Source organism: Myxococcus stipitatus DSM 14675 (assembly GCF_000331735.1).
Taxonomy (GTDB): Bacteria; Myxococcota; Myxococcia; order Myxococcales; family Myxococcaceae; genus Myxococcus; species Myxococcus stipitatus.
Genome location: NC_020126.1, coordinates 8,882,541 through 8,903,445 on the forward strand (window position 1 = coordinate 8,882,541; position 20,905 = coordinate 8,903,445).

The window sequence follows — 20,905 nt, forward strand, 5'->3', positions numbered from 1 at the left end:
CCGTGACGAGCTCCGTCGAAGGACGCAGACGTGCCCTCGCGGCCCGCTTTCCGCTGACAGGGAACGGGCTGGAGCTGGCGGTGCTCCCCGGCACCGACCCCGCGCTCAACGCCGCGTTCCTGCCGGTCAACACCGGCCTGCCCGCGCGCATCGCCGGGCGCATCCTCCTGCTGCGCTTCGTCACCACCCAGGGTGTCGCGGCGCTCACGCAGGCCCAGGTGCTGATTGCCGGCGCGACGGTGCGCTGGCTCGTCCCGCTCACGGCGCTGGCCACGCTGCCTGCCACCGACCCCGCGCTCCAGCCGGATGAGCTCACCTGGTTCAACGCGCTGGCCGCGGCGCTCGACCAGCAGTCGGCGGGCCTGGGCGAGTTCCTCCTCGTGCACACCGAGGTGGCGCTGCCCGCGAAGGTCGCCCTCAAGCTGCGCGCCAACCAGGTGAGCAGCGCGCCTCCGCCGGGCTTCGAGCCGCGCCTGTCCTCGCTGGAGTTCGACCAGACGGGAGACCTCACCTCGGGGGTGCGGACCCGGTGGCTCAACGGCATCGACCACGTCATCGTGGCCGACCTGAACCCGCTCATCTCCGAGCGGCTGCGCCAGCGCGTGGTGTTCGTGCGCTTCGCCAATGCGTTCGGCGTCAACGAACTGGGCGCCACGCACTTCTCCATCACCGGTGGAGAGCGGGTGCCGAACGTGGCCCTGCGCTGGGCCCAGCCGCTCTCGCGCATCGCGAGCGTCGTGGACGTGGAGCTCACGGGCCCGGAGCGGACGGCGCTCTCCAACTTCGCCGCCATCCACCCGACCGACCTGAACCAGTGGGTCGTCCTGTGTACCCAGGAGCGCGGCGACTTCTCGCTCTACACCCTGCGCGTCTCGAGCGCCCCGACCTTCGACCCGCTGCTGTCGGCGGTGACACTGAACCTCAAGGTCGACTGTCCCACCCAGCTCGACTGCGCGCCTCCGCCGGGGTGCAGCGAGGCGCCCGTCCCGCCGCCCGTCCTCGACTACCTGACGCGCGACTTCGCGGGGTTCCGCCGCCTGCTCTTCGACCGCATCGCCGCGCTCGGGGCGGGCAGCGCGGACGAGAGCCCCGCCGGGCTGGCCTCCACCCTGGTGGAGCTCGTCGCCGCGCGCGCGGACCAGCTCGCCTATGCGCAGGACTCGGTGGCGACCGAGGCGTATCTGCACACCGCCCGACTGCGCTCGTCCGTGCGTCGCCACGCGCGGCTGCTCGACTACCGCATGCACGAGGGCGTCAACTCCCGCGCCTTCGTGCACCTGCGCGCCAGCGAGGGCGCCAGCGTCAACAACCCCGTGCAGGTGGGGGACCTGTTCCTCACGCGCATCGGCTCGGCCGCGTCCGCCATGCTCGCGCCCACCGTGCTGGGCGAGCCCCTGCCCCCGGAGACGCAGGTCTTCGCCGCGCTCCTGTCGCTCGCGAGGCTGCGCTCGGTGCACAACGACATCGAGGTCTACACGTGGGGCGAGGAGGAGCTGTGCCTCCCGCGCGGCACCACGCGCTGCACGCTGCTCGACCCGGACCACGCGCTCGAGTTCTTCCAGGGGGACCTGGTGCTGCTCGAGGCCGTCGCCAGCGAGTCGAGCACCGTCGCGGAGGACACGGACCCCACGCTGCGCCACATCGTCCGCCTGTCGTCGCCGCCCCGGCAGGCCCACGACGCGCTGCTCGCGCGCGACGTGCTGGAGCTGGAGTGGCATCCCGAGGACGCCCTCCCCTTCGACCTGCCCGTCCGCGTGGCGGGGCGAGTGCTCGCCAAGGCGCGAGGCAACATGCTGCTCGTCGACCACGGCGAGCCCGCGCCCGTGGAGACCCTTCAAGCGGTGCCCTTCGGGAGCCGAGGCCGCCTGCACGCGCGCCTGCGAGGCATGGGCCTGACGCACGCCACCGCCGCGCCCACCTGGGATGACCCCACCGCGCACGACTGGCTGAGCACGACGTGGTCCGCCACGGGTGTCGTCCAACAAGCCCCCGAGTCCGCCCTGCCGTCGGTGTCCCTGCTCGCCGCGGATGGGACCGAGTGGGCACCCCAGCGCGACCTGCTCGCGTCGGACCGCTCCGCTTCGGAGTTCTGGGTGGAGACGGAGTCCAGCGGCCAGGCCTGGATTCGCTTCGGGGATGGCACCACCGGACAGAAGCCCTCCGACGACGAGACCTTCACCGCCAGCTACCGCTTGGGCAACGGCACCCTGGGCAACGTCGGCGCGGGCGCCATCGCGCACCTGCTGACGACGCGGTTCGCCCCCAGCGCGCTCGCCGGCGTGCGCAACCCGCTGCCCGCGGTGGGCGGGGTCGACCCCGAGCCGATGGAGAACGTGCGCCGCTCCGCGCCCCAGGCGTTCCGCACGCAGGAGCGCGCGGTGACGCTGACCGACTGGGCCGAGGTCGCCAGCCGCCACCGCGAGGTGCAGCGCGCCGTGGCCCGGCTCATCTGGACCGGCTCCTGGCACACCGTGCGAGTCCACGTCGACCGCGTGGAGGGACGCCCGGTGGACGCACCCTTCATCGCCGAGATGACGCGCTTCCTGGAGCGCTTCCGGCTGGCCGGTTACGACCTGGAGATCACCGGCCCCACGCACGTGTCGCTCGACATCGTGCTGTCGATTTGCGTCGCGCACGATGCCTGGCCCGAGGCGGTCTCCGCGTCCCTGCGCGAGGTGTTCGGCCGAGGCCTCCTCGCCGACGGCACCCGGGCCTTCTTCCACCCGGACAACTTCACGTTCGGCAACAGCGTGTACCTGAGCCAGATTGTCGCGCGGGCGATGTCCGTGAAGGGCGTGCGCTGGGTCGACGCCCGCGCCGAGGTGCCGGGCCACCGCTTCCGCCGCTTCTCCAGCACCGCGTCGGATGAGCTGGCCTCCGGCATCCTGAAGATGGGGCCGCTGGAGATTCCCCGCTGTGACTCCGACCCGAACGCCCCCGAGCGAGGGCGCATCCAGTTCAACGTGGAGGGCGGCGCATGAAACACGAGGGCTGCTGCGAGCCGACCCCCGACGCCCGCGAGAACCCACCCGGGCTCTCCGCGCTGCGCTACCGCACGGGCACGTGGGCCACCTTCCGCGCGGCGATGGTGACGCAACTCCCGCTGGAGAGCGTGCAACCCGAGAACGGCCCCGCGAAGCGACCGCTGGCCGCGCTCACCGCCAGGGACCCGTCCGACCCGACCATCGCGCTGCTCGACGCGACGGCGTGTGTGCTCGACGTCCTGACCTTCTACCAGGAGCGACAACTCAACGAGGTGTTCCTCGCCACCGCGCGCGAGCGGATATCGCTGGTGCAGATTGCCCGCGCCCTGGGCTACGAGCCGGGCCCGGGTCTGGCGGCCTCCGGCTACCTCGCGTTCAACGTGTCGCCCCAGGCCACCGAGCCGCTGCTCGTGCCCGTCGGCACCGCCGTGATGGCGATGCCCGAGGGCAACACGCCTCCGCCCGTGTTCGAGACGGACGAAGGGTTCGAGGCCCGGCTCGAGTACAACAAGCTGCCCGTCAGCCGGCGCCTTCCGCGCGCGGACCTCAAGAAGGGCGACCACCACCTCTGGGTCCACGGGCTCACGACGCGCGCGCAGCGCGGCGATGGCGTGCTCATCTACGGCACGGACCGGCTCGGCACGCCGGGCAGCGAGCGCTGGGAGTTCCGGCGCATCGCCGCGTTCGAGACGGACACGGCGCACGACGAGACGAAGCTCACGTTCGAGCGAGGGCTGGGCGACAGCTACACGGCCCCGCCGGAGCGCGCGCTGGAGGTGCTCCTCTTCCGCAACCGCGCCTCGCTGTTCGGCCACAACGCGCCCGACTGGAAGCTGCAGTCGGACCAGACGCAGCTCACCGCGTGGTGGAGCGCGGGCGGCAGCATGAATGGTGTTCCCGATGCGGGCGTGGACGGACGCACGCGACTGCTCAGCGCCACGAAGCCCGTGGTGCAGTGGCCGAAGTTCGAGCTGGCGGATGACCCCGCCGTGGGCACGTCCTCGGTGGACCTGGACCGCGACTACAACGGCATCCTGAAGAACAGCTGGGTGACCCTCACGGACGGCTACAACGTGGAGGCCTACAAGGTCCTGCAGGCCAGCACCCGCGCCCGGCAGGACTTCACGCTCACCGGCAAGGTCACGCGCATCAAGCTCCAAGGCGAGAACCTCAGCGTCTTCGGCCGCCGAGCGACCACGGTCTGGTGCGAGCCCGACTCGTTCCAGCACGTGGGCGAACCCGACCTCAGCCCGGTCACCGGCGCCACGCTCTCCCTCGACGGCCCCTATCCGGAGCTCACCGGCAGGCTGCTCGGAGTCCACGGCCTGGATGCCCTCACGGAGGCTCCCGCGGGCGAGGTGGTGCGCATCGTGTCCGCCACGGTGAACGCGGACGGGAAGACCACGCTCCTGGTCGACCCGCCCCTCTCGTCCAAGTACGTGCGCGCGGAGGTCGTGCTCAACGCCAACGTCACGCGTGCGACGCATGGACAGACAGCGCCGGACGAGGTGCTCGGCAGCGGCAACGCGGCGCAGGCCTTCCAGCGCTTCGTCCTCAAGGGGAAGCCCCTCACCCACGTCCCCTCCGCCGAGGAGCCCGGCGGCCAGGCGGCGCTCACCCTCCGCGTCGGCGGCGCGGCCTGGACGCGTGTGCCGTCACTCCATGGCCAGCCCAAGGACGCGCTCGTCTATTCGCTTCGCTATGCGTCGGACGGGAGCACCGTGGTGGAGTTGGGCGACGGCGAGATGGGGGCGCGTCTTCCACCGGGCGCGGAGAACGTCGTCGCCTCGTATCGGACGGGGCTGGGGCTGGTGGGAGAGGTCGCTCGGGGCCGGGCCTCGCTGCTCACGCGCAGGCCCGTGGGCATCGACAGCGCGCTCAACCCCACTGCGTTCTCGGGCGCGGCCGACCCGGAGTCCATCGCGGAGATCCGCTCGAATGCGCCCAACTCCGTGCTCACGCTGGGACGGCTCGTGTCCATCCAGGACTACGAGGACTTCGCGCGCTCGTTCGCGGGCATCGGCAAGGCGCTCGCCGTGGGCATCTGGGCTGGGCAGCGGCGGCTGGTCCACCTGACGGTGGCCAGCGCGAGCGGCAAGCCCCTGGGCCCCACCGACCCCGTGCTCGTCACCCTCGCCGAGTCGCTCGTCCAATACCAAGACCCCGTGCACCGCGCGGTGGTGGACAGCTACGAGGAGCGCGCGTTCGGGCTCGTCGCGTCGTTGCTCATCGACCCGGCCTATCGCTGGGAGGACATCGACGCGGCGGCGCGGGCGGCGCTCTTCGGCGCCTTCGACTTCTCCCACCGACGCTTCGGCCAGGGCGTCACTCCCGCCGAGGTCGTCACCGTGCTGCAAGCCGTTGAAGGAGTGCTCGCGGTCGACCTGGACAAGCTGTACCGCACGGACCTCACGCTCGCCGCGCAGGCCGCGCCGCCGCAGCTGCTCATCGAGGCGAGCGGCCCCGTGACGAGCGGAGGGCTCCGCACGAAGGCCGACCTGCTGCTCGTGTCGAGAAACGCAGCCGACATCGCGCTGTCGAGGAGGTCCGAATGAGCGGCCGAGAGTCGCTGTACGCGCGACTGCCCGCCATCTACCGGCGGCGCGACGCGGAGCTGGGAGGCCCTCTCCGCGCGCTCCTGTCGGTGATTGACCGGCAGCTGGAGACCGTCCGCGCCGACATCGAGACGACGTGGGACAACGCCTTCGTGGAGACCGCCGAGGAGTGGCTCATCCCCTACCTCGGCGGCGCCCTCGGCGTCCCCGTCGCGCGGGATGTGCAGGCCATCGCCTTCAGTCGCCGGGCGCTGGTGGCGAACACGCTCGGCTACCGCCGCCGCAAGGGCACGGCGGCGATGTTGGAGCAGCTGTCTCGAGACCTCACCAACTACCCCGCGCGCGTCGTGGAGTTCTTCACGCGCCTGGCCTGGAACGAGTCCATCAACCACCCCACGGGCCGGCACGCCACGCTCGACCTCCGGAGCACGGTGGCGCTCGAGCGACTCTCCGGCCCCTTCGAGGAAGCCACGCGCACCGTCGACGTGCGCTCCATCCACTCCGGACGCGGCCAGCACAACCTCCCCAACATCGGCCTCTTCCTCTGGCGCACGCAGCTTCGTGCGCTCACCGCCGCGACAGCGCCCAGCATGGCGCTCGTCGGACAGTCGGCGTTCCGGTTCAACCCGTTCGGCGTGGACCGGCCGCTGTACGCCGCGCTGGAGACGGAGACCGACCCGGCCGCCATCGCCACCGAGGCCTCGGTTCCGCTCGCGCTCTCGCGTCGACGACTGTGGGAGCGGGCGCGCCAGTTGGGCAGTCAGATGAAGTTCCCGTTCTCCATCGCGGTGCATGGCCTGGAGGGAGGGAACAACCCCGTCGTGCGCCCCGTGAGCGCCACGCAGGTGGCCATCTGCGACCTCTCCGCCATCGAGACGAATCCCGCCACCGTCGCGGCCGACCAGGTGGTGGTCGACCCGGAGCTGGGCCGCTTCGTGCTGGGCAGCGACTTCACGACGGGCTTGAGCGGCATCGAGGTCTTCACCCACCACATCATCGCCACGGCGGGACAGCTCGGCGCGGGACCGTGGGACCGCGATGACGATGCGCAAGCGTGGCTGGAGCGCTTCACCGCGCCACCGGAGGCTCGCACCATCGGCTTCCAAGTATTGGTGGCTCGCCGAGGCACGGGTCCGGATGTGGTGCCCACGCTCGACCAGGCCGTCACGCGCTGGCACGACTACTTGAACGGCCTGCCCGGTGACGCGGCACGAGGCCGCGCGCTGGGCATCATCCTCATCGGCGACAGCGCGACCCACGCCCCACCCGCGCAGGTCATCCGTGTCCCCACGGGCGCCGTGCTGGGAATCCTCGGCGCCACCTGGCCCGAGGTGCCCGAGGCCCCCGGCACCCGCATCAAGGGCGAGATGGTCGCGGAGGGCGTGCGCCCCCTCGTGACGGGGGACCTCCTCATTCAAGGCAACGCGACGTCCGCGACGAACCGAGGCGAGGTGCTGCTCGGAGGCTTCGCCCTGACGGGCAGTGTCCGGGTGGAGCTGGGCTCGCTGGACAGGCTCCGGCTCGCATCCCTCAGTGTGCTCGGCGCACAGGCTGTTCGCGTGAACACCACCAACGGGAGCAACGCGGCGCTGGAGTTGACGCTCGAGCGCACCATCGCCAATGGCATCACGGCCTATCAGTCCATTGGGAACATCGTCCTCACCGACAGCGCGGTGACGGGCGCCCTTCACGCGCCCAAGAGCCCACTCGAGGCCCGAGGCTCGACGGTGCTCGGCGCCTGCCAGTCGGGCCGCCTGTCGGCGTCGAACTGCATCTTCGTGGGCGCGGTCCTGGTCGAGCAGCACCAGGAAGGGTGCCTGCGCTTCTCGTACTACCCGCGCGCCAACAGCCGCGTGCCCCCGAGCTTCCGCTGCCAGCCGGACCTCGCCTTCGAGGCGGCCGAGGGCAACGCCCAGCTCACCACGCTCGTGGGCCTGCGCATGAAGCCGCGCTTCGTCAGCACCGACCCGCACGCTCCCGGCTTCCTGCTGCTGGACCCGGAGTGCCCGCCTGAAATCCGTACCGCCGCCGAAGACGGTGGCGAGCCCGGCTGCTGGCACCACCTGCAGCACGGCATCCGCCTCGCGAACCTCCGCAACGCCATTCCCCAGTTCCTGCGCTTCGGTATGGAGCCCGGGATCTTCTTCCTCGTGTGAGAGAGCACCATGAACGGTGACCTGACCCGCTCCACCTTCGACCCCAGCGACGAGTTCACGTCCGTCCGCGCCCAGCAAGGCCGAGTGATGCTGGACGTCGACCACAACGAGCAAGTCGACATCCAGCTCCACGACACGCGCTCCGGCCGCATGGACCTCGTGGGCGGCTCCGGAGCCCCCACCGACGCGGCGGGCTTCGGTGTCACCCTCTCGGGGGGACAGCCCGTGCTCGGCGTGGGGCGGTATCTCGTCGACGGCATCCGCGTCGCGAACTCCGCGCAGGTCAACCTGGCGCAGCCGCAGCCGTTCCTCCCGGTGAGCTCGCTGCCCTCGACGGAGGGGGCGTGGCTTGCGTACCTGGAGGTCTGGGAGCGCCCGCTGACCGCCGTGGAGGAGCCCTCCATCCGAGAGGTCGCCCTGGGCGGCCCCGACACAACCCTCCGCGAGCAACGCGTCTGGCAGGTGCGCTGGCTGCGAGTGGGGAACGGCGGTACGGGTGATTGCTCTACAGCCGCCACCGCGTTGCAGAACCTGGGGCTCACGTATGACGGCACGCTCCAGCCGCGCCTGGCGCCATCCGCCGCGAGCGGTCCGTGCATCGTCTCCGAGGCCTCGGACTTCCGGGGGCTGGAGAACCAGCTCTACCGGGTGGAGGTGCACGCGGGGAACATCGGGCCGGACGGTGCGCCCACGGGGCTTGCACCCAGCATCAAGTGGAGCCGGGACAACGGCGCCATCATCGCCTCGGCGGTGGGGTTGGTGACGTCGTCGCCGCTGGTGTTGCAGGTGGACCGGCTCGGGCCGGGTGGCGCGGCGGGGTTCGAGATTGGGGGGACCATCGAGGTCAAGGGCGAGGCGGAGGTGCTCACCGGGGTTCCGGGCATCCTCGCGCGCATCGATGACGTGCAGGCGGACACGCTCCGGCTCACGCTCCTGGGCTCGACGCTGGCGCAGTTGCAGGCCACGCTCGCGGGCAAGCGCGTGGTGGTGCGACGGTGGGACTCGGTGGGGGCTGTCGGCATCGTGAACAACACGTTCCTGCCCCTGGGGACGGATGGGCTGCAGGTCCGGTTCGACACGACGAAGCGCTACCGCACCGGAGACTTCTGGCTCATCCCGGCGCGCACGGCGGCGCTTCCGGGGACGGGGAAGCAGCTCGACTGGCCCCTGGCGAATGGCTCGCCGACGGACTTCGAGACGCGTCCGGCGCAGGGGGTGGTGCGCCATCGTGTTCCCCTCGCGCTGCTGGACCGCACCGGGGCGGGCGGTTGGGCGGTGCGCTCCGACTGCCGCAAGCTGTTCCCTCCGCTGACAACACTGTGGACCCTCACGTCGGCAGGAGGGGATGGGCAGCACGGCCGAGGTGAGGAGTGGCTCCCCGCGCCGCTGGCGGTGGTCGTCACGCATGGGAGCGCGCCCATCGCGGGGGCGCGGGTTCGCTTCCGGGTGACGAGTGGTGGCGGGCAGATCAGCGCGGCGGCGCCCGCGGCTCCCGCGCCCGCGGGACAGATTGACGTCACGACGGATGCGAGTGGGATTGCGCGTGTGTACATGCGGCTGGGCGCGGGGCCCAGCAAGGGCCTGGCTTCCGCGGTGTGGGAGCCGGCGCTCGCGCAGACGGTCGAAGCAGTCAGGCTGGGGCCCAACAACGCGCCCATCGGTGCGCCCATCTCGTTCGTCGCGCAGACGGCGAACCAGCTCAACCTCCACATCGTCGGGGGCAACGGGCAGCAGGGACGACCGGGCGAGACGCTGGAGGTGGCGCTGCGGGTGCGCATCGATGACGGCATCCGGCCCATCGAGAACGCGGTGGTCGAGTTCACGGTGCTCAACCGCATCTTCAACGGACAGGGGCTCAACGAGGACCAGGGCGGGAGCGTGCATGCGAGCGCGCGCTTCGTGTCGGGAGAGAAGTGGACGAACGGGGTGCGCTATCACACGGTCCGCACCTCGACGGACTCGGAGGGTGTCGCGCAGGTGCAGTGGATTCTGGGGACGCTGCTGGACCTGACGACTCAGCGCATCGAGGCTCGGCTCGTCGACAGGGCTGGGAACGCGACGACGGTGCAAACGGGGCTCTTCCTCGCGCAGCTGGCGCTCGCGAGTGAAGTGGTCTGGCAGCCCAATGTCGCGTGGCTCGCGACGGTGTTGCAGGGGCCGAACCGGAATGCGCAGGAGGCCATCGACGAGCTGGCTCGGCGCATCAACGTCCTTCAGCAGGAGAGCGGGCACCTCAACCCCTTCACGGGGCTGCAGTGGCGCAATACCTCGAACGCCTACGCGGCGCTCGGGCCGAACACGAAGGTCCCCAGCACGTCGCTCGCGGCGATCGTCTTCCGTGACGACCTGGTGCCGCCTGGGCGGAACACGGGGGCCACGACGCCGCATGGCGGCATCCGGGTGTATGTCGAGCTGCCGTATGCGTCCCATGCCGACGTGCCGCTGGTGTTGAACCTGGGCGGCACAGTGGCGAAGGGGACGCAGGGCTGGGAGTGGCGGATGTCGAGCGCCGCGCGCTCCTCGATTTCGAAGTACTACAACGCGCTGATTCCGGTGCGGGTGACGGTGGTGCCGAGGTGGCTGCCGGGAGGAATCGACACGGACAGCACGCAGGTGCACGAGTTCAGCTTCGAGTTCGTCACGCCGATTCTGGGATGAAACGTGACCCGAGGCCTGGTTGGCCAGCACCGGCCTCGGGTCGTGCTCCCGTTTGTCCTACAGAGGCACGCTGGCACGACGCCTCTCGGGAGCTGCCTGGTCTTGGGTATTACTGGACACTCCGCCTGGCTTCGGCGCTCCCCGCTGTTCTCGCCCAAGTCGGATACAGACTCTGAACGGCCCGATGACTCGAGACACACAGAAACCGACGTCAAGACGAGTCGACACAAAGAGTGAGCAAAAACCCGCTGTGATTGTCGTTCATCTGCCCTTTTCTAGTTCCAGTCCGCGGCCGGCGCACTTCCCCATGCCGACCTCTCGCATTCCCCTTTCAAGAACCCCATCTCAGAACTTCAGTTTAACGCACGGGGGGTGAGAGTGGCAATGTGGCATACCGCGCTGGATTGAGCCTCGAGCCCGGACAGCGCAGGCGCCTCGCCAGATTCCCAACGACCTGGTGCAGGGGAGCGAAAGACCCTCAGGGGAACAAGCAGCGCCCTGTGCGATGCACGATGGCATCCAGGGATAGACTGTGCCGACAGCCGAGCCAATCGAAGTCGACCGGTCATTCAGGGGGCCCGAACCATGACATCACCCAGCGCTCTTCTCTCTTCCGTGAGGAGACTTCCCCTGGTGTCTGGCAGCTCCAAGACATGCAACTGAGGGCAGACGAGTCTCAAGCCTTTCGAGCAGGGGACTCGCGCTCTTCATGGGGCTACGCTGGACACTCCGACGGCGCAATGCCCTCCGTCGAGAAGCTGTTCGGAAGCCGAGGAGGATACTGGCGTGCTGCAAGTCCGCAACGAGACCCCATTCGTTCCTGGGATCTTCCTGTTCCCTGACGCCCAAGGTGTGGACACGCTCTACGTCGTGGTGAAAGCCACGTTCGAGATTGGCCGCGCCGGACTCCAAGTCGCGGAGAAGCAACAAAGCCTCGTCCTCGCTGACGAGTATTGGGGCGAGCCCGCGAAGTCGAGCCTGAAGTACGCCAGTGAGGCGCATCTGCTGAAGCCCGGCACGGACGTGGTGCTGGTGGGCGATGCGCATGCACCGAAGGGGCAGCCGGTTCCTTCGAGCCTTGTCTCCGTCAAGGTGGGCGCCCTGCGCAAGGTCATCCAAGTCTTCGGGAACCGGCACTGGACTGGCGGGCTCGTTTCACCCAGTCCTTCACGCCCAGAGCCCTTCCTCCGGATGCCTCTCGTCTACGAGCGGGCGTATGGCGGAGTGCATGTGGTGGACGCCGCGCGGGGCAAGGTACTCGCCGAGGAGCGCAACCCCGTGGGGCATGGGTTTCGAGGCAAGCGCAGCGCATCCGAGATGGCGGGGCAGCCGCTACCCAACCTGGAGGACCCTCTCCGGCGCATCCAGGGTATCTCCGACGCTCCCACTCCGACTGGGTTTGGATTCGTGGCGCCCTCCTGGCAGCCTCGCCAGTCTTTTGCCGGGACGTATGACGAGGCATGGCAGAAGCAGCGTGCGCCGTACCTTCCACTCAACTTTCGCTCGGAGTTCTTCCTGACAGGCGCGCCGGAGCTGTGCACCCGGCAGTTCCTGAAGGGGGGCGAGCCCGTGGAGATCATCGGTGCCTCGCGAGAAGGGGCGCAGCGCTTCCGGCTGCCGACCTGTGCGCTCGACGTGGCGGTGAAGGTCGCAGGCCAACAGGTGAAGCCCTCGCTCCAACTGGAGACCCTCCTCTTGGAGCCTGGCGAGGGCCGGTTCTCGCTGCTCTGGCGCGGTGCGGTCCCCTGCGACAAACAAACCCTGAAGGTCGAGCAGGCGCACTTCCAGCTGCGCTCCCTGGCGTGAGGAGCGAGATGACCCGTGGCCTGGAGATTCTCTCCGTGGGGATGGTGACGCCTGTGGGGTTGACGGCACCGACCACAGCCGCAGCGATTCGTGCAGGCATCTCGCGCGTGCGGGAGACGCCCTTCGTGGACCTTCGGTTCCAACCTCATCCAGGTGCCTTCGTCGACACCGCCTGCCTCCCGGAGCTCCACCAAGTGGACAGCAGGCTCGGATTCCGAGAGGCGCGGATGTTGCGACTCGCGGCCCCGGCGCTCCGCGAGGCGGCTCGACACCTGGAGGAACCTCCCATCCTTCTCCTCGCGATGCCCGAGGAACTCCGTCCGGAGGAGGTTGCCCCAACCCGTTTCCTGGAGGCATTGTCGCGCAGTGCCGATGTGCCATTGGACCTGAGCCGAAGCCGGTGCGTTGCACAAGGGCGCGCCGCGGGGCTGGTGGCGCTGGCGGAGGCCTTCCAACTCATCCAGATGCACCGTGCCACGGACATTCTCGTGGGCGGCGTGGATACCTTCATGGTCCCCGAGCTGCTGGCCACTCTCGAACTGGAGGCACGTCTGCGCGGTGCGGGTCCATCCGATGGCTTCATCCCCGGAGAAGGAGCGTGCTTCCTATGGCTTGGCGCAACGGGGAGAGGGCGGCGCTCTCGGATTCAACCGGTTGCGACCATCGAAGGAGTGGGCACGGGACACGAGCCAGGACACCGCTACAGCCAAGAGCCCTATCGAGGAGAAGGGCTTGCCGAGTCCTTCCTGTCTCTCTTCGCGTCCAGGCCTGTCTCTGCGCCTCGTGTGCAATCCGTCTATACGGGCCTCAATGGCGAGAGCTTCTGGGCCAAGGAGTGGGGCGTGGCCTGCTTGAGGTCCAGGGACCACTTTTCCGACGACCTGCGGACCCATCACCCCGTGGAGAACATCGGAGACCCTGGAGCAGCACTCGGGCCTGTGATGCTCGGGCTGGCGGCTATCGGGCTCCAACGAGGGTACCTACCGGGTCCCTGCCTTGTATGGTGTTCCTCGGACCGCGAGGAGCGAGGCGCTGCGCTGCTGTGCGCGCAGGAAGGAGAGACACGTGGAGATAGGTGAGAGCGTCGTGGTCCCACCGGGCCCAGGAGATGGGCACCCGGAGGGGTGTCTGTTCTGCAAGGAATCTCCACGCGAACTGAAGAACTACAAGACCAAGCACGGAGAGCTCAAGGACGAGGGGGTTCTCGAGAAGAGCCTCTGGAGCAAGGAGCCCCTGATTTCCAACGACAAGAAGGTGGGGCCACTCTATCCACTCTCGGGCGGTAACGATCAGACGACAGGATGGACCGCCAAGCCGGGCGCGCTCGAGGAGTTCGAAGTGAACATGAGCGCGGCACCACACCACATCATCCCGGGCAACGCCGCGATGGCCCCCTCCAGCCTGGAGACCTGGACACGCGCCGACAAAGGGAAGATCAAGCAGGACATCGGCTACACCATCGACGGTGCGCTGAACGGCATCTTCCTTCCCCATCTCCCTGAGATCTACTGGACGAAACGCATCGAGCACCATGGCCGCAAGATCCCCATGGCCGAGTACTACGGCCAGAAGTGGCTGACCTTGAGCGAGGGCTCGAAGCAAAGCATCGGCTTTCTCATCATGCGCGAGACGTACCTGCAGATGCACTACACCGACCACAGCGCGCCATACGACGCGGGCTCACCACTCAGCTATGATGACGAGACGAAAACCGCCTGCAACCGGCTGGGGGACCTCATGGAGAACTTCAGTCGGGCCTGTGAGCGCTCCAAGGATGCAGATGACGGGAAGCACTACCCACCCTACGCCCTCGTCCACCGCATCAACCTGGCCTCGGAGCGATTCCGCTCGCGCATCACGGGACGGCCCGACTCATGGAAGTCCTGGGTCTCTCCGCTCGCCAGGAGCCTCACCCGCGCGGCGTTGACGGGTCAGGAGAGTCTCAACCAGAAACTGCTCATCTCTCGCAAGTACCGCTGACCGCGAACAAAGCCATCACAAAGGACGCGCATCCCCATGTATTACAGCTTGGACTACAAACTGGACTACGACGCGCTCGGATTCCAGATGGTGGCGCTGGGACCCACGCCAGCGCCAGAGGTGGCCTGGACGATGGGGATTCGCTACCCCAAGCCCTTGGCGGAGCCCATTGAGTGCCATCTGGATCCACGCAGTGGCCCGGTCATGCCGGATTGGATCGCCGGATTGACCCTCTTCTCCCAGCGCTTCGTCGACGTGCTCAAGAGCGCGGGAGTGCGCAACATGGACATCTACGACGCGGTGGTCATCGACCGCGAGCGGGACAAGCGGTACACGAACTACAAGGCAGTCAACATTATCGGGCGGGTGAGTTGCGCGGACCTGGAAAGGTCCGAGTACGTTCCGGACTACGAGGCGCCGCTGATGGAGTTCGAGAAGCTCGTCATCGACGAGGGCCGGACGATGGGAGTGCCCCTGTTCCGTCTGGCGGAGTCCGTAGGATTCATCCTCGTCTCCGAACAGGTCAAGCAAGCCATCGAGGCTGCGGGCCTCATGGGTGTCCGAGTGGTCTCTCTGGAGGATCCCTCGGCTTATTGAGCGGATGGATTGAGGAGGTGTTGCATGGGTAGCAAGGTCTTCGCCAATGGCCGTGGTATCTCAACCGCGGATAGCGGGGGACAGAGCATCGTTTTTCCGGATGTCTGCAAAACGCCTTCCCCAGCGGGTCCGGTCCCCATTCCCTATCCGAACATCGGGCGCTCAGCCGACGCGGACAAAGGACCGAAGACAGTCACCGTCAATGGGAAGATGCCCATGGTGAAGGGGGCCCAATACAAGACATCCACGGGCGACGAGGCGGGAACAGCCGGTGGTGGCATCTTGAGCAGCTCCACCAAGGGCCCCTCCGAATTCATGATGTACTCCTTCGACGTGAAGTTCGAAGGCAAGAACGTGTGCCGGTTGGGGGACCCGCTCTTCCACAACAAGAAGAACATCATGGGATGAGGGCCGCGCGGGCTTCGTGCAGCCACTCCCGAACGCGACCATGAGGCTCCACCACTGCGTCACGGCAGCGGAATCACTCGCAGCTCGATTCCCACCGTCACGCAGAGGGCACTGCCCATGAGACACAGTCCGCCGATGTCGGAGTGGCCAAGCTCATGCACCGCGAGGCACTGAGTCCCTTGGAGCGACCAGACGCGCACGGTGCCGTCGTAGCTCCCGGTACACAGGAGCCCTCGCTCCGCGCTGACCGCCACGTCGATGACCTCGTCCGAATGGCCGTGCCACTCCGCCACGACCTGGCCCGTGTGGCCATGGAACATCCGAGTGACGAAGTCCCCGCCCCCGCCGAGCAGGTGCTCTCCATCGGGGTGCCACGCCAATGCCTGGATGCGATGAACCGGCCGGCTTCCCTGTCCCTGGGCGCGCTGTTCGTATCTCGCCGTCACCAGGGGCAACTGGAAGTCAGCGCGGACCTCGAGCGTGGGGCCATCCAGAATGACGATGGCGCCTCGCTGGCCACTGATGGCGACAAGGCTCTTCGTCGGATTCATGGAGAGCGCGTGAGGAACCATGTGCTCGAACATGCGCAAGGACGCGCCCGTCCACGCGTCCCAGAGCTGCACAGTGCTATCCCCGCTGATGGAGACGACCCGGTCCTCCGCCACGAAGGCCGCGGCCCTCACAGGCTCACCGTGCCCCACGAAGGTCTGAAGGCACTTCCAGTCCTGCGAGTCCCAGACCGCGAACCCCCGAAGCCCGTGGGCCTCGAGCACCCTTCCGAGCACCGGCTCGCTCGCCAGCCGGAACATCGGAGGGCTGTGGATCGCCCTCGTCTCAAGCATCCCCGAGCGGCTACCCGTCCCGACATCCCAGAGGAAGATGCACGGGCCCGCATTCGCGGCCACATGCAGCCCATCGGGCCAGGGACTCGGCGCACCGAGCGGACTGTCGGGTACGGCCGGCTTCGGGTGACGTGAAGGCACAGCCACCTGCGAAAAAAAGAAAGGCCCAGGAGTTCTTTCGAATCTCCTGGGCCTCTCTCAATTGGTCGGGGAGACAGGATTTGAACCTGCGACCCCTTGGTCCCGAACCAAGTGCTCTACCAGGCTGAGCCACTCCCCGATATGTCCGTCCGCCGGCGGGTACTCCTCGGGACCGGCGAAAGTGCGGGCGGTAGTACCGGAGCCTCGCGGCTGAGTCAACGTCCTTGGATCACCTTTCTCTCCCCCCACCCCCTCCCCCACCCAGGGTCCGAAGAGACCCTCACCCGCCTCCTCGCCCTTCCAATTCTCCCTGACATTCCGGCACTTCCAGGTATATTCGCCAGTCCCCTCCAAGGCCGTGAAGGCAGTTGGCCATGCAGCACGAATCCACCATGCCCCCCGTCGTCCTCATCTCCGATGATGAACCTCTCGTCGTGTCGGCGCTCGCCCGTGAGGCGAAGCGCTCCGGCCTGACGTGCATCTCGGATACGACGTCGGAACGCGTGCTGGAGCTGGCGCGGATGCACCGCCCCGCCGTCATCATCCTGGACATCAACCAGCACCAGGATGGACGCGACCTCCTCGCCCAGCTCAAGCAGGACCCCGCCACCCGCGACTGCAAGGTCATCATCCTCAGCGGCGTCGAAGACCAGTTCACCCGCCACGTCTGCTTCGAGCTCGGCGCCGACGACTACGAGGTGAAGCCCTTCGACCCCACCTTCATGACCCGCGTCGCGCGGCTCGCCACCACCGTCTCCCGCACGCGCGCCTGAGCCCGTCTCACGTCCGCAGCGAACGAATCGCCGCCGCCCGGTCCTTCGCCCCGAAGACGTAGCTGCCCGCGACCAACACCGTCGCCCCCGCCGCCACCACCTGGCGCCCCGTCTCGGCGTTGATGCCCCCGTCCACCTCGATGTCCGTGTCCAACCCACGCGCGTCGAACATCGCCCGCAGCCTGCGCACCTTGTCCACCGTGGACTCGATGAAGCCCTGCCCCCCGAACCCCGGGTTCACGCTCATCAGCAACACCATGTCCACGTCCCCCAGCACCTCCTCGATGGCCGACAGCGACGTGCTCGGGTTCAACACCACCGACGCCTTCGCCCCCAGCTTCCGAATCGCCTGCAACGTCCGATGCAGATGCGGGCTCGCCTCCACGTGCACCGTCAGCACGTCCGCCCCCGCCTTCACGAACGCCTCCACGTACCGCTCCGGCTCCACAATCATCAGGTGCACGTCCAACGGCTTCGTCGCCACCCGCTTGATGGCTTCCACCACCACCGGCCCGATCGTGATGTTCGGCACAAACCTGCCGTCCATGACATCAACGTGAATCAAGTCGGCCCCCGCGGCTTCGATGTCTCGGACCTCCTCGGCGAGGCGGCCAAAGTCAGCGGACAGGAGTGAGGGAGAGATTCGAACAGGGCGGCGTGTCATGCGGCGCTACATAGCCGGTTCCCCGCTCGCTCGTACGAGTTGAATTCCTCGACGTCCTCTTGAAAGCAGAAAACCGAGTAGGTCGTGTCGCAAGGCAGTCACCTGGCTGGGCGTGTTACAACTTCGGGGCCCTGCACGGCCGCAGGTCCACCGCCCCGGAGCCGCCCGGTGCTCTCTCCTGTCTTTTCGCAGCCACCGCCCGACCTCAACCGCCGTCTGGCGAAGCTCACGTCCATCCTGGACGTCGCCAAGGCCATGAGCGCCGAGCGGGACCTGGACCTCCTCCTCCCCCTCATCCTCTTCGAGGCCACGAAGGTGGTGGAGGCGGACCGCTGCTCGCTCTTCATCCTGGACCGCGAGCGCAATGAGCTGTGGAGCAAGGTGGCCCAGGGCTCCAAGAACGAAATCCGCCTGCCCGTGGGCAGCGGCGTCGCGGGACAGGTCGCCCACACCGGCGCCATCATCAACATCCCCGACGCCTACGCGGACGCGCGCTTCAACCGCTCGTTCGACGTCTCCAGCGGCTACCAGACGAAGACCATCCTCTGCGTCCCCATGCGCGACGCCAACGGCGACGTGACGGGCGTCATCCAGGCCCTCAACAAGCTCGACGGACAGGGCTTCAACGCCGAGGACGAAGAGCTCCTCCTCGCCCTGGGCGCCCAGGCGGCGGGAGCCATCGAGAACGCCCTGCTCCACGAGGAGATCAACCGCCTCTTCGAGGGCTTCGTCTCCGCCTCCGTCGTCGCCATCGAGGCGCGGGACCCGACGACCGCGGGACACTCCGGCCGCGTCGCGGACCTCACGGTGTCGCTCGCGCAGACGCTGGAGCACCTGTCCTCCGGCCCCTATGCGCGCATCCGGTTCTCCTCGTCGGAGCTTCAGGAGCTGCGGTACGCATCGCTCCTGCATGACTTCGGCAAGGTCGGCGTGCGCGAGCCCGTGCTCGTCAAGGCGGAGAAGCTCTACCCGCACGAGCTCGACGTGCTGCGCGCCCGCTTCCAGCTCGCCCGGAAGGACCTCCAGCTCCAGAGCTACCGCCGCCGCTACGAGGCCCTGAAGCGCCATGGCCCGGAGGCCGCATCCGACATCGACGCCGCGGAGGAGGCTCGGCTCGCGTCCGAGCTGAAGCACCTGCTCGAGGTGTTCGACTTCGTGCTCACCTGCAACCGCCCCACCGTGCTGGCCCAGGGCGGCTTCGAGCGCCTCGCCGAGCTGGGGACGCTGCGCTTCGACGACGCGGAGGGCCTTGCCCAGCCGCTGCTGCTGCCTCGTGAAATCCAGTCGCTCTCCATCCCTCGCGGCACCCTCTCCGCCGAGGAGCGCCGCGAAATCGAGAGCCACGTCGAGCACACCTATCGCTTCCTCACCCAGATTCCGTGGACGCGCGCCCTGCGCCGGGTGCCGGAAATCGCCTACGCGCACCACGAGAAGCTCGACGGCACGGGCTACCCCCGCGCCGAGCGCGAAATCCCCATCCAGTCACGGATGATGTCCATCGCGGACATCTACGACGCGCTCACCGCCAGCGACCGGCCCTACAAGAAGGCCGTGCCGCATACGCTCGCGCTCGACATCCTCAAGCGAGAGACGGACTCCGGTCAGCTCGACGGCGACCTGTTCCGCATCTTCGTCGAGGCGGAGATTCCTCGCCGGGCCCTGGCCCAGCCGCCGAAGTAGCGGGCTCCGCGCTCGGCCCGGCGAAGAGGACAGCCACGAGGCTCGGGCACCTCTCTCGCTCATCGAGGCTCGCCTCAGCACCGCGCGGCCCTCGGGTCGAAACCTCGTCCCCGGGCCTGCGCCACGCGCTCAGGAACTCCCATCCGCCAAGGGGCGCGCCTCTCAACGAGGCCCGCCCCCCGAGCCACACCTCACTCAGCCGTCGATGGTGTGCAGCCGCAGGCTGTTGATCTTTCCAGGCTGACCCACCGGCGCACCGAACACGATGACGATGCGGTCGCCCTTGCGCCCCAGGCCCCGGGCGAGCAACTCCTCCTCCACCCGGCGCACCATCGCCTCCGTGTCCTGGATGGGCTCGAGCACTCGCGGCACCACGCCCCACACCAGCGCCAGCCGGCGGCGGACCTCCTGGTTCGGGCTGAACGCGACAATCGGCACCGACGGCCGGTAGTGCGACAACAGCCGCGCCGTCACGCCCGACAGCGTGAACGCCGCGATGAGCGTCGCCGCGCTCGCCTTCGCCGCCTCACACGCCACGCGCGCAATCACGTCCGGGAAGTTCGCCGACAACCCCAGCGGCACATCCATGGGGCGCGACAACCCGCCCTGCACCCGGGACGACGACTCCGCCGCCAGGATGATGCGCTCCATCATCTGCACCGACTCGATGGGGAACTTGCCGCTCGCCGTCTCACCCGACAGCATCACCGCGTCCGCGCCGTCGAACACCGCGTTCGCCACGTCGCTCGCCTCGGCGCGCGTGGGCCGGGGATTATCAATCATCGAGTTCAACATCTGCGTGGCCACGATGACCGGCAGCCCGCGCAGGTTGCACCGCCGGACGATGTCCTTCTGCACCGCGGGCACTTCCTCGGGCGGAATCTCCACGCCCAAGTCGCCGCGCGCCACCATCACCCCGTCCGTCTTGTCCAGGATGGCGTCCAGCCGGGCAATCGCCTCCGGCTTCTCCAGCTTGGCGATGATGGGCACCGAGCGCCCCACCTCCGCCATCGCCTGCCGCGCCGTGTCCAGGTCCGACGGCTGCCGCACGAAGGACAGCGCGATGTAGTCCACGCCCGCCTTGATGCCGAAGACCAGGTCCTCGCGGTCCTTCGGCGTCAGCGCGTCCGCTCGCACCGCCACGCCGGGCAGGTTGATGCCCTTGTTGTTCTTCAGCGTGCCGCCGTGGATGACCTCCGTCTTGATGAGCTTCTGCTTGTCCGTGTGCAGGACCTTCAGCTCCAGCAAGCCGTCATCCAGCAGGATGCGGTCGCCCGGATTCACGTCCGCCGCCAGGAACGGGTACGTCGTGGACACGATGTCGTCCGTGCCCGGCACCGTCTCATCGGTGGTGATGTGGAAGGTGCCGCCCTCCTTCAGCTCCGTGCTGCCCTTCGTGAAGCGGCCGGTGCGAATCTTCGGGCCCTGCAAGTCACCCAGGATGCCCACCGCCTTGCGCACCTTCAGCGAGGCCGCGCGCAGCTTGGCGATGTTCTCCGCGTGCTGCTCGTGGCTGCCGTGCGAGAAGTTCAACCTCGCCACGTCCATGCCGTTCTCCAGCAACGCCTCCAACATCTCCTGGCTCTGACTCGCAGGCCCGAGGGTGCAGACAATCTTCGCTCGTCGCATATGGCTCGTGAGGATGGGTGGCCCTCACGGAG

The 20,905-nt window shown here is 68.3% G+C and carries 13 protein-coding genes and 1 tRNA gene; 10 read left to right on the forward strand and 4 right to left on the reverse strand.

All coding sequences use genetic code 11. The features are described 5' to 3' along the window. Positions 1 to 2: 2 nt before the first annotated feature. The 8 genes from MYSTI_RS34280 to MYSTI_RS34320 all read left to right on the forward strand — a co-directional run bounded on the left by MYSTI_RS34280 (position 3) and on the right by MYSTI_RS34320 (position 15,144). On the forward strand, positions 3 to 2,981 hold the full coding sequence (locus MYSTI_RS34280) for a putative baseplate assembly protein (protein WP_015352432.1): 2,979 nt from the start codon (positions 3 to 5) through the stop codon (positions 2,979 to 2,981). Beyond that, positions 2,978 to 5,539: a putative baseplate assembly protein gene (locus MYSTI_RS34285; protein WP_015352433.1), complete on the forward strand. Its 2,562-nt coding sequence runs from the start codon at positions 2,978 to 2,980 to the stop codon at positions 5,537 to 5,539. Before MYSTI_RS34280 ends, MYSTI_RS34285 begins: the two co-directional genes overlap by 4 nt. Next, positions 5,536 to 7,695, forward strand: coding sequence for a phage tail protein (locus MYSTI_RS34290; RefSeq protein WP_015352434.1), 2,160 nt, complete (start codon positions 5,536 to 5,538; stop codon positions 7,693 to 7,695). The genes MYSTI_RS34285 and MYSTI_RS34290 overlap by 4 nt, the downstream gene beginning before the upstream one ends. A 9-nt stretch (positions 7,696 to 7,704) precedes the next feature. Next, positions 7,705 to 10,353 carry a DUF6519 domain-containing protein gene (locus MYSTI_RS34295; RefSeq protein WP_015352435.1) on the forward strand — a complete coding sequence of 883 codons (2,649 nt, stop codon included), beginning with the start codon at positions 7,705 to 7,707 and terminating at the stop codon, positions 10,351 to 10,353. Between the two features lie 786 nt (positions 10,354 to 11,139). Next, complete coding sequence (locus MYSTI_RS34300; protein ID WP_015352436.1) at positions 11,140 to 12,159, forward strand: DUF2169 family type VI secretion system accessory protein; 1,020 nt, start codon at positions 11,140 to 11,142, stop codon at positions 12,157 to 12,159. A 1,065-nt stretch (positions 12,160 to 13,224) separates the two neighbouring features. Continuing rightward, positions 13,225 to 14,139 carry an AHH domain-containing protein gene (locus MYSTI_RS34310; protein WP_044282166.1) on the forward strand — a complete coding sequence of 305 codons (915 nt, stop codon included), beginning with the start codon at positions 13,225 to 13,227 and terminating at the stop codon, positions 14,137 to 14,139. Between the two features lie 36 nt (positions 14,140 to 14,175). Further along, positions 14,176 to 14,736 carry an imm11 family protein gene (locus tag MYSTI_RS34315; RefSeq protein WP_015352439.1) on the forward strand — a complete coding sequence of 187 codons (561 nt, stop codon included), beginning with the start codon at positions 14,176 to 14,178 and terminating at the stop codon, positions 14,734 to 14,736. 24 nt (positions 14,737 to 14,760) lie between these two features. Continuing rightward, the gene (locus MYSTI_RS34320; protein ID WP_015352440.1) at positions 14,761 to 15,144 is read left to right on the forward strand and encodes a DUF4150 domain-containing protein; all 384 of its coding nucleotides are present in this window, start codon (positions 14,761 to 14,763) and stop codon (positions 15,142 to 15,144) included. A gap of 59 nt (positions 15,145 to 15,203) precedes the next feature. Here the strand turns inward: MYSTI_RS34320 and MYSTI_RS34325 are convergent, their stop codons facing one another. Both MYSTI_RS34325 and MYSTI_RS34330 read right to left on the reverse strand, forming a co-directional pair. Then, entirely contained in the window at positions 15,204 to 15,986 is a 783-nt protein-coding gene (locus MYSTI_RS34325) for a WD40 repeat domain-containing protein (protein WP_084668361.1), read from the reverse strand. Positions 15,987 to 16,189: 203 nt separating this feature from the next. Beyond that, a tRNA-Pro gene (locus MYSTI_RS34330) sits at positions 16,190 to 16,266 on the reverse strand. 235 nt (positions 16,267 to 16,501) lie between these two features. Here MYSTI_RS34330 and MYSTI_RS34335 point away from each other — a divergent pair. Beyond that, positions 16,502 to 16,900, forward strand: a complete 399-nt coding sequence (locus MYSTI_RS34335) for a response regulator (protein ID WP_015352442.1) — start codon at positions 16,502 to 16,504, stop codon at positions 16,898 to 16,900. Positions 16,901 to 16,907: 7 nt separating this feature from the next. Here the strand turns inward: MYSTI_RS34335 and rpe are convergent, their stop codons facing one another. Further along, complete coding sequence (rpe, locus tag MYSTI_RS34340; protein ID WP_015352443.1) at positions 16,908 to 17,564, reverse strand: ribulose-phosphate 3-epimerase; 657 nt, start codon at positions 17,562 to 17,564, stop codon at positions 16,908 to 16,910. A gap of 168 nt (positions 17,565 to 17,732) precedes the next feature. Here rpe and MYSTI_RS34345 point away from each other — a divergent pair, with 168 nt between their 5' ends. Further along, positions 17,733 to 19,244, forward strand: coding sequence for a GAF and HD-GYP domain-containing protein (locus tag MYSTI_RS34345; RefSeq protein WP_015352444.1), 1,512 nt, complete (start codon positions 17,733 to 17,735; stop codon positions 19,242 to 19,244). Positions 19,245 to 19,439: 195 nt separating this feature from the next. Here MYSTI_RS34345 and pyk read toward each other — a convergent pair whose 3' ends face one another. Next, positions 19,440 to 20,873, reverse strand: a complete 1,434-nt coding sequence (gene pyk / locus MYSTI_RS34350; RefSeq protein ID WP_044282167.1) for a pyruvate kinase — start codon at positions 20,871 to 20,873, stop codon at positions 19,440 to 19,442. Positions 20,874 to 20,905 lie beyond the last annotated feature (32 nt).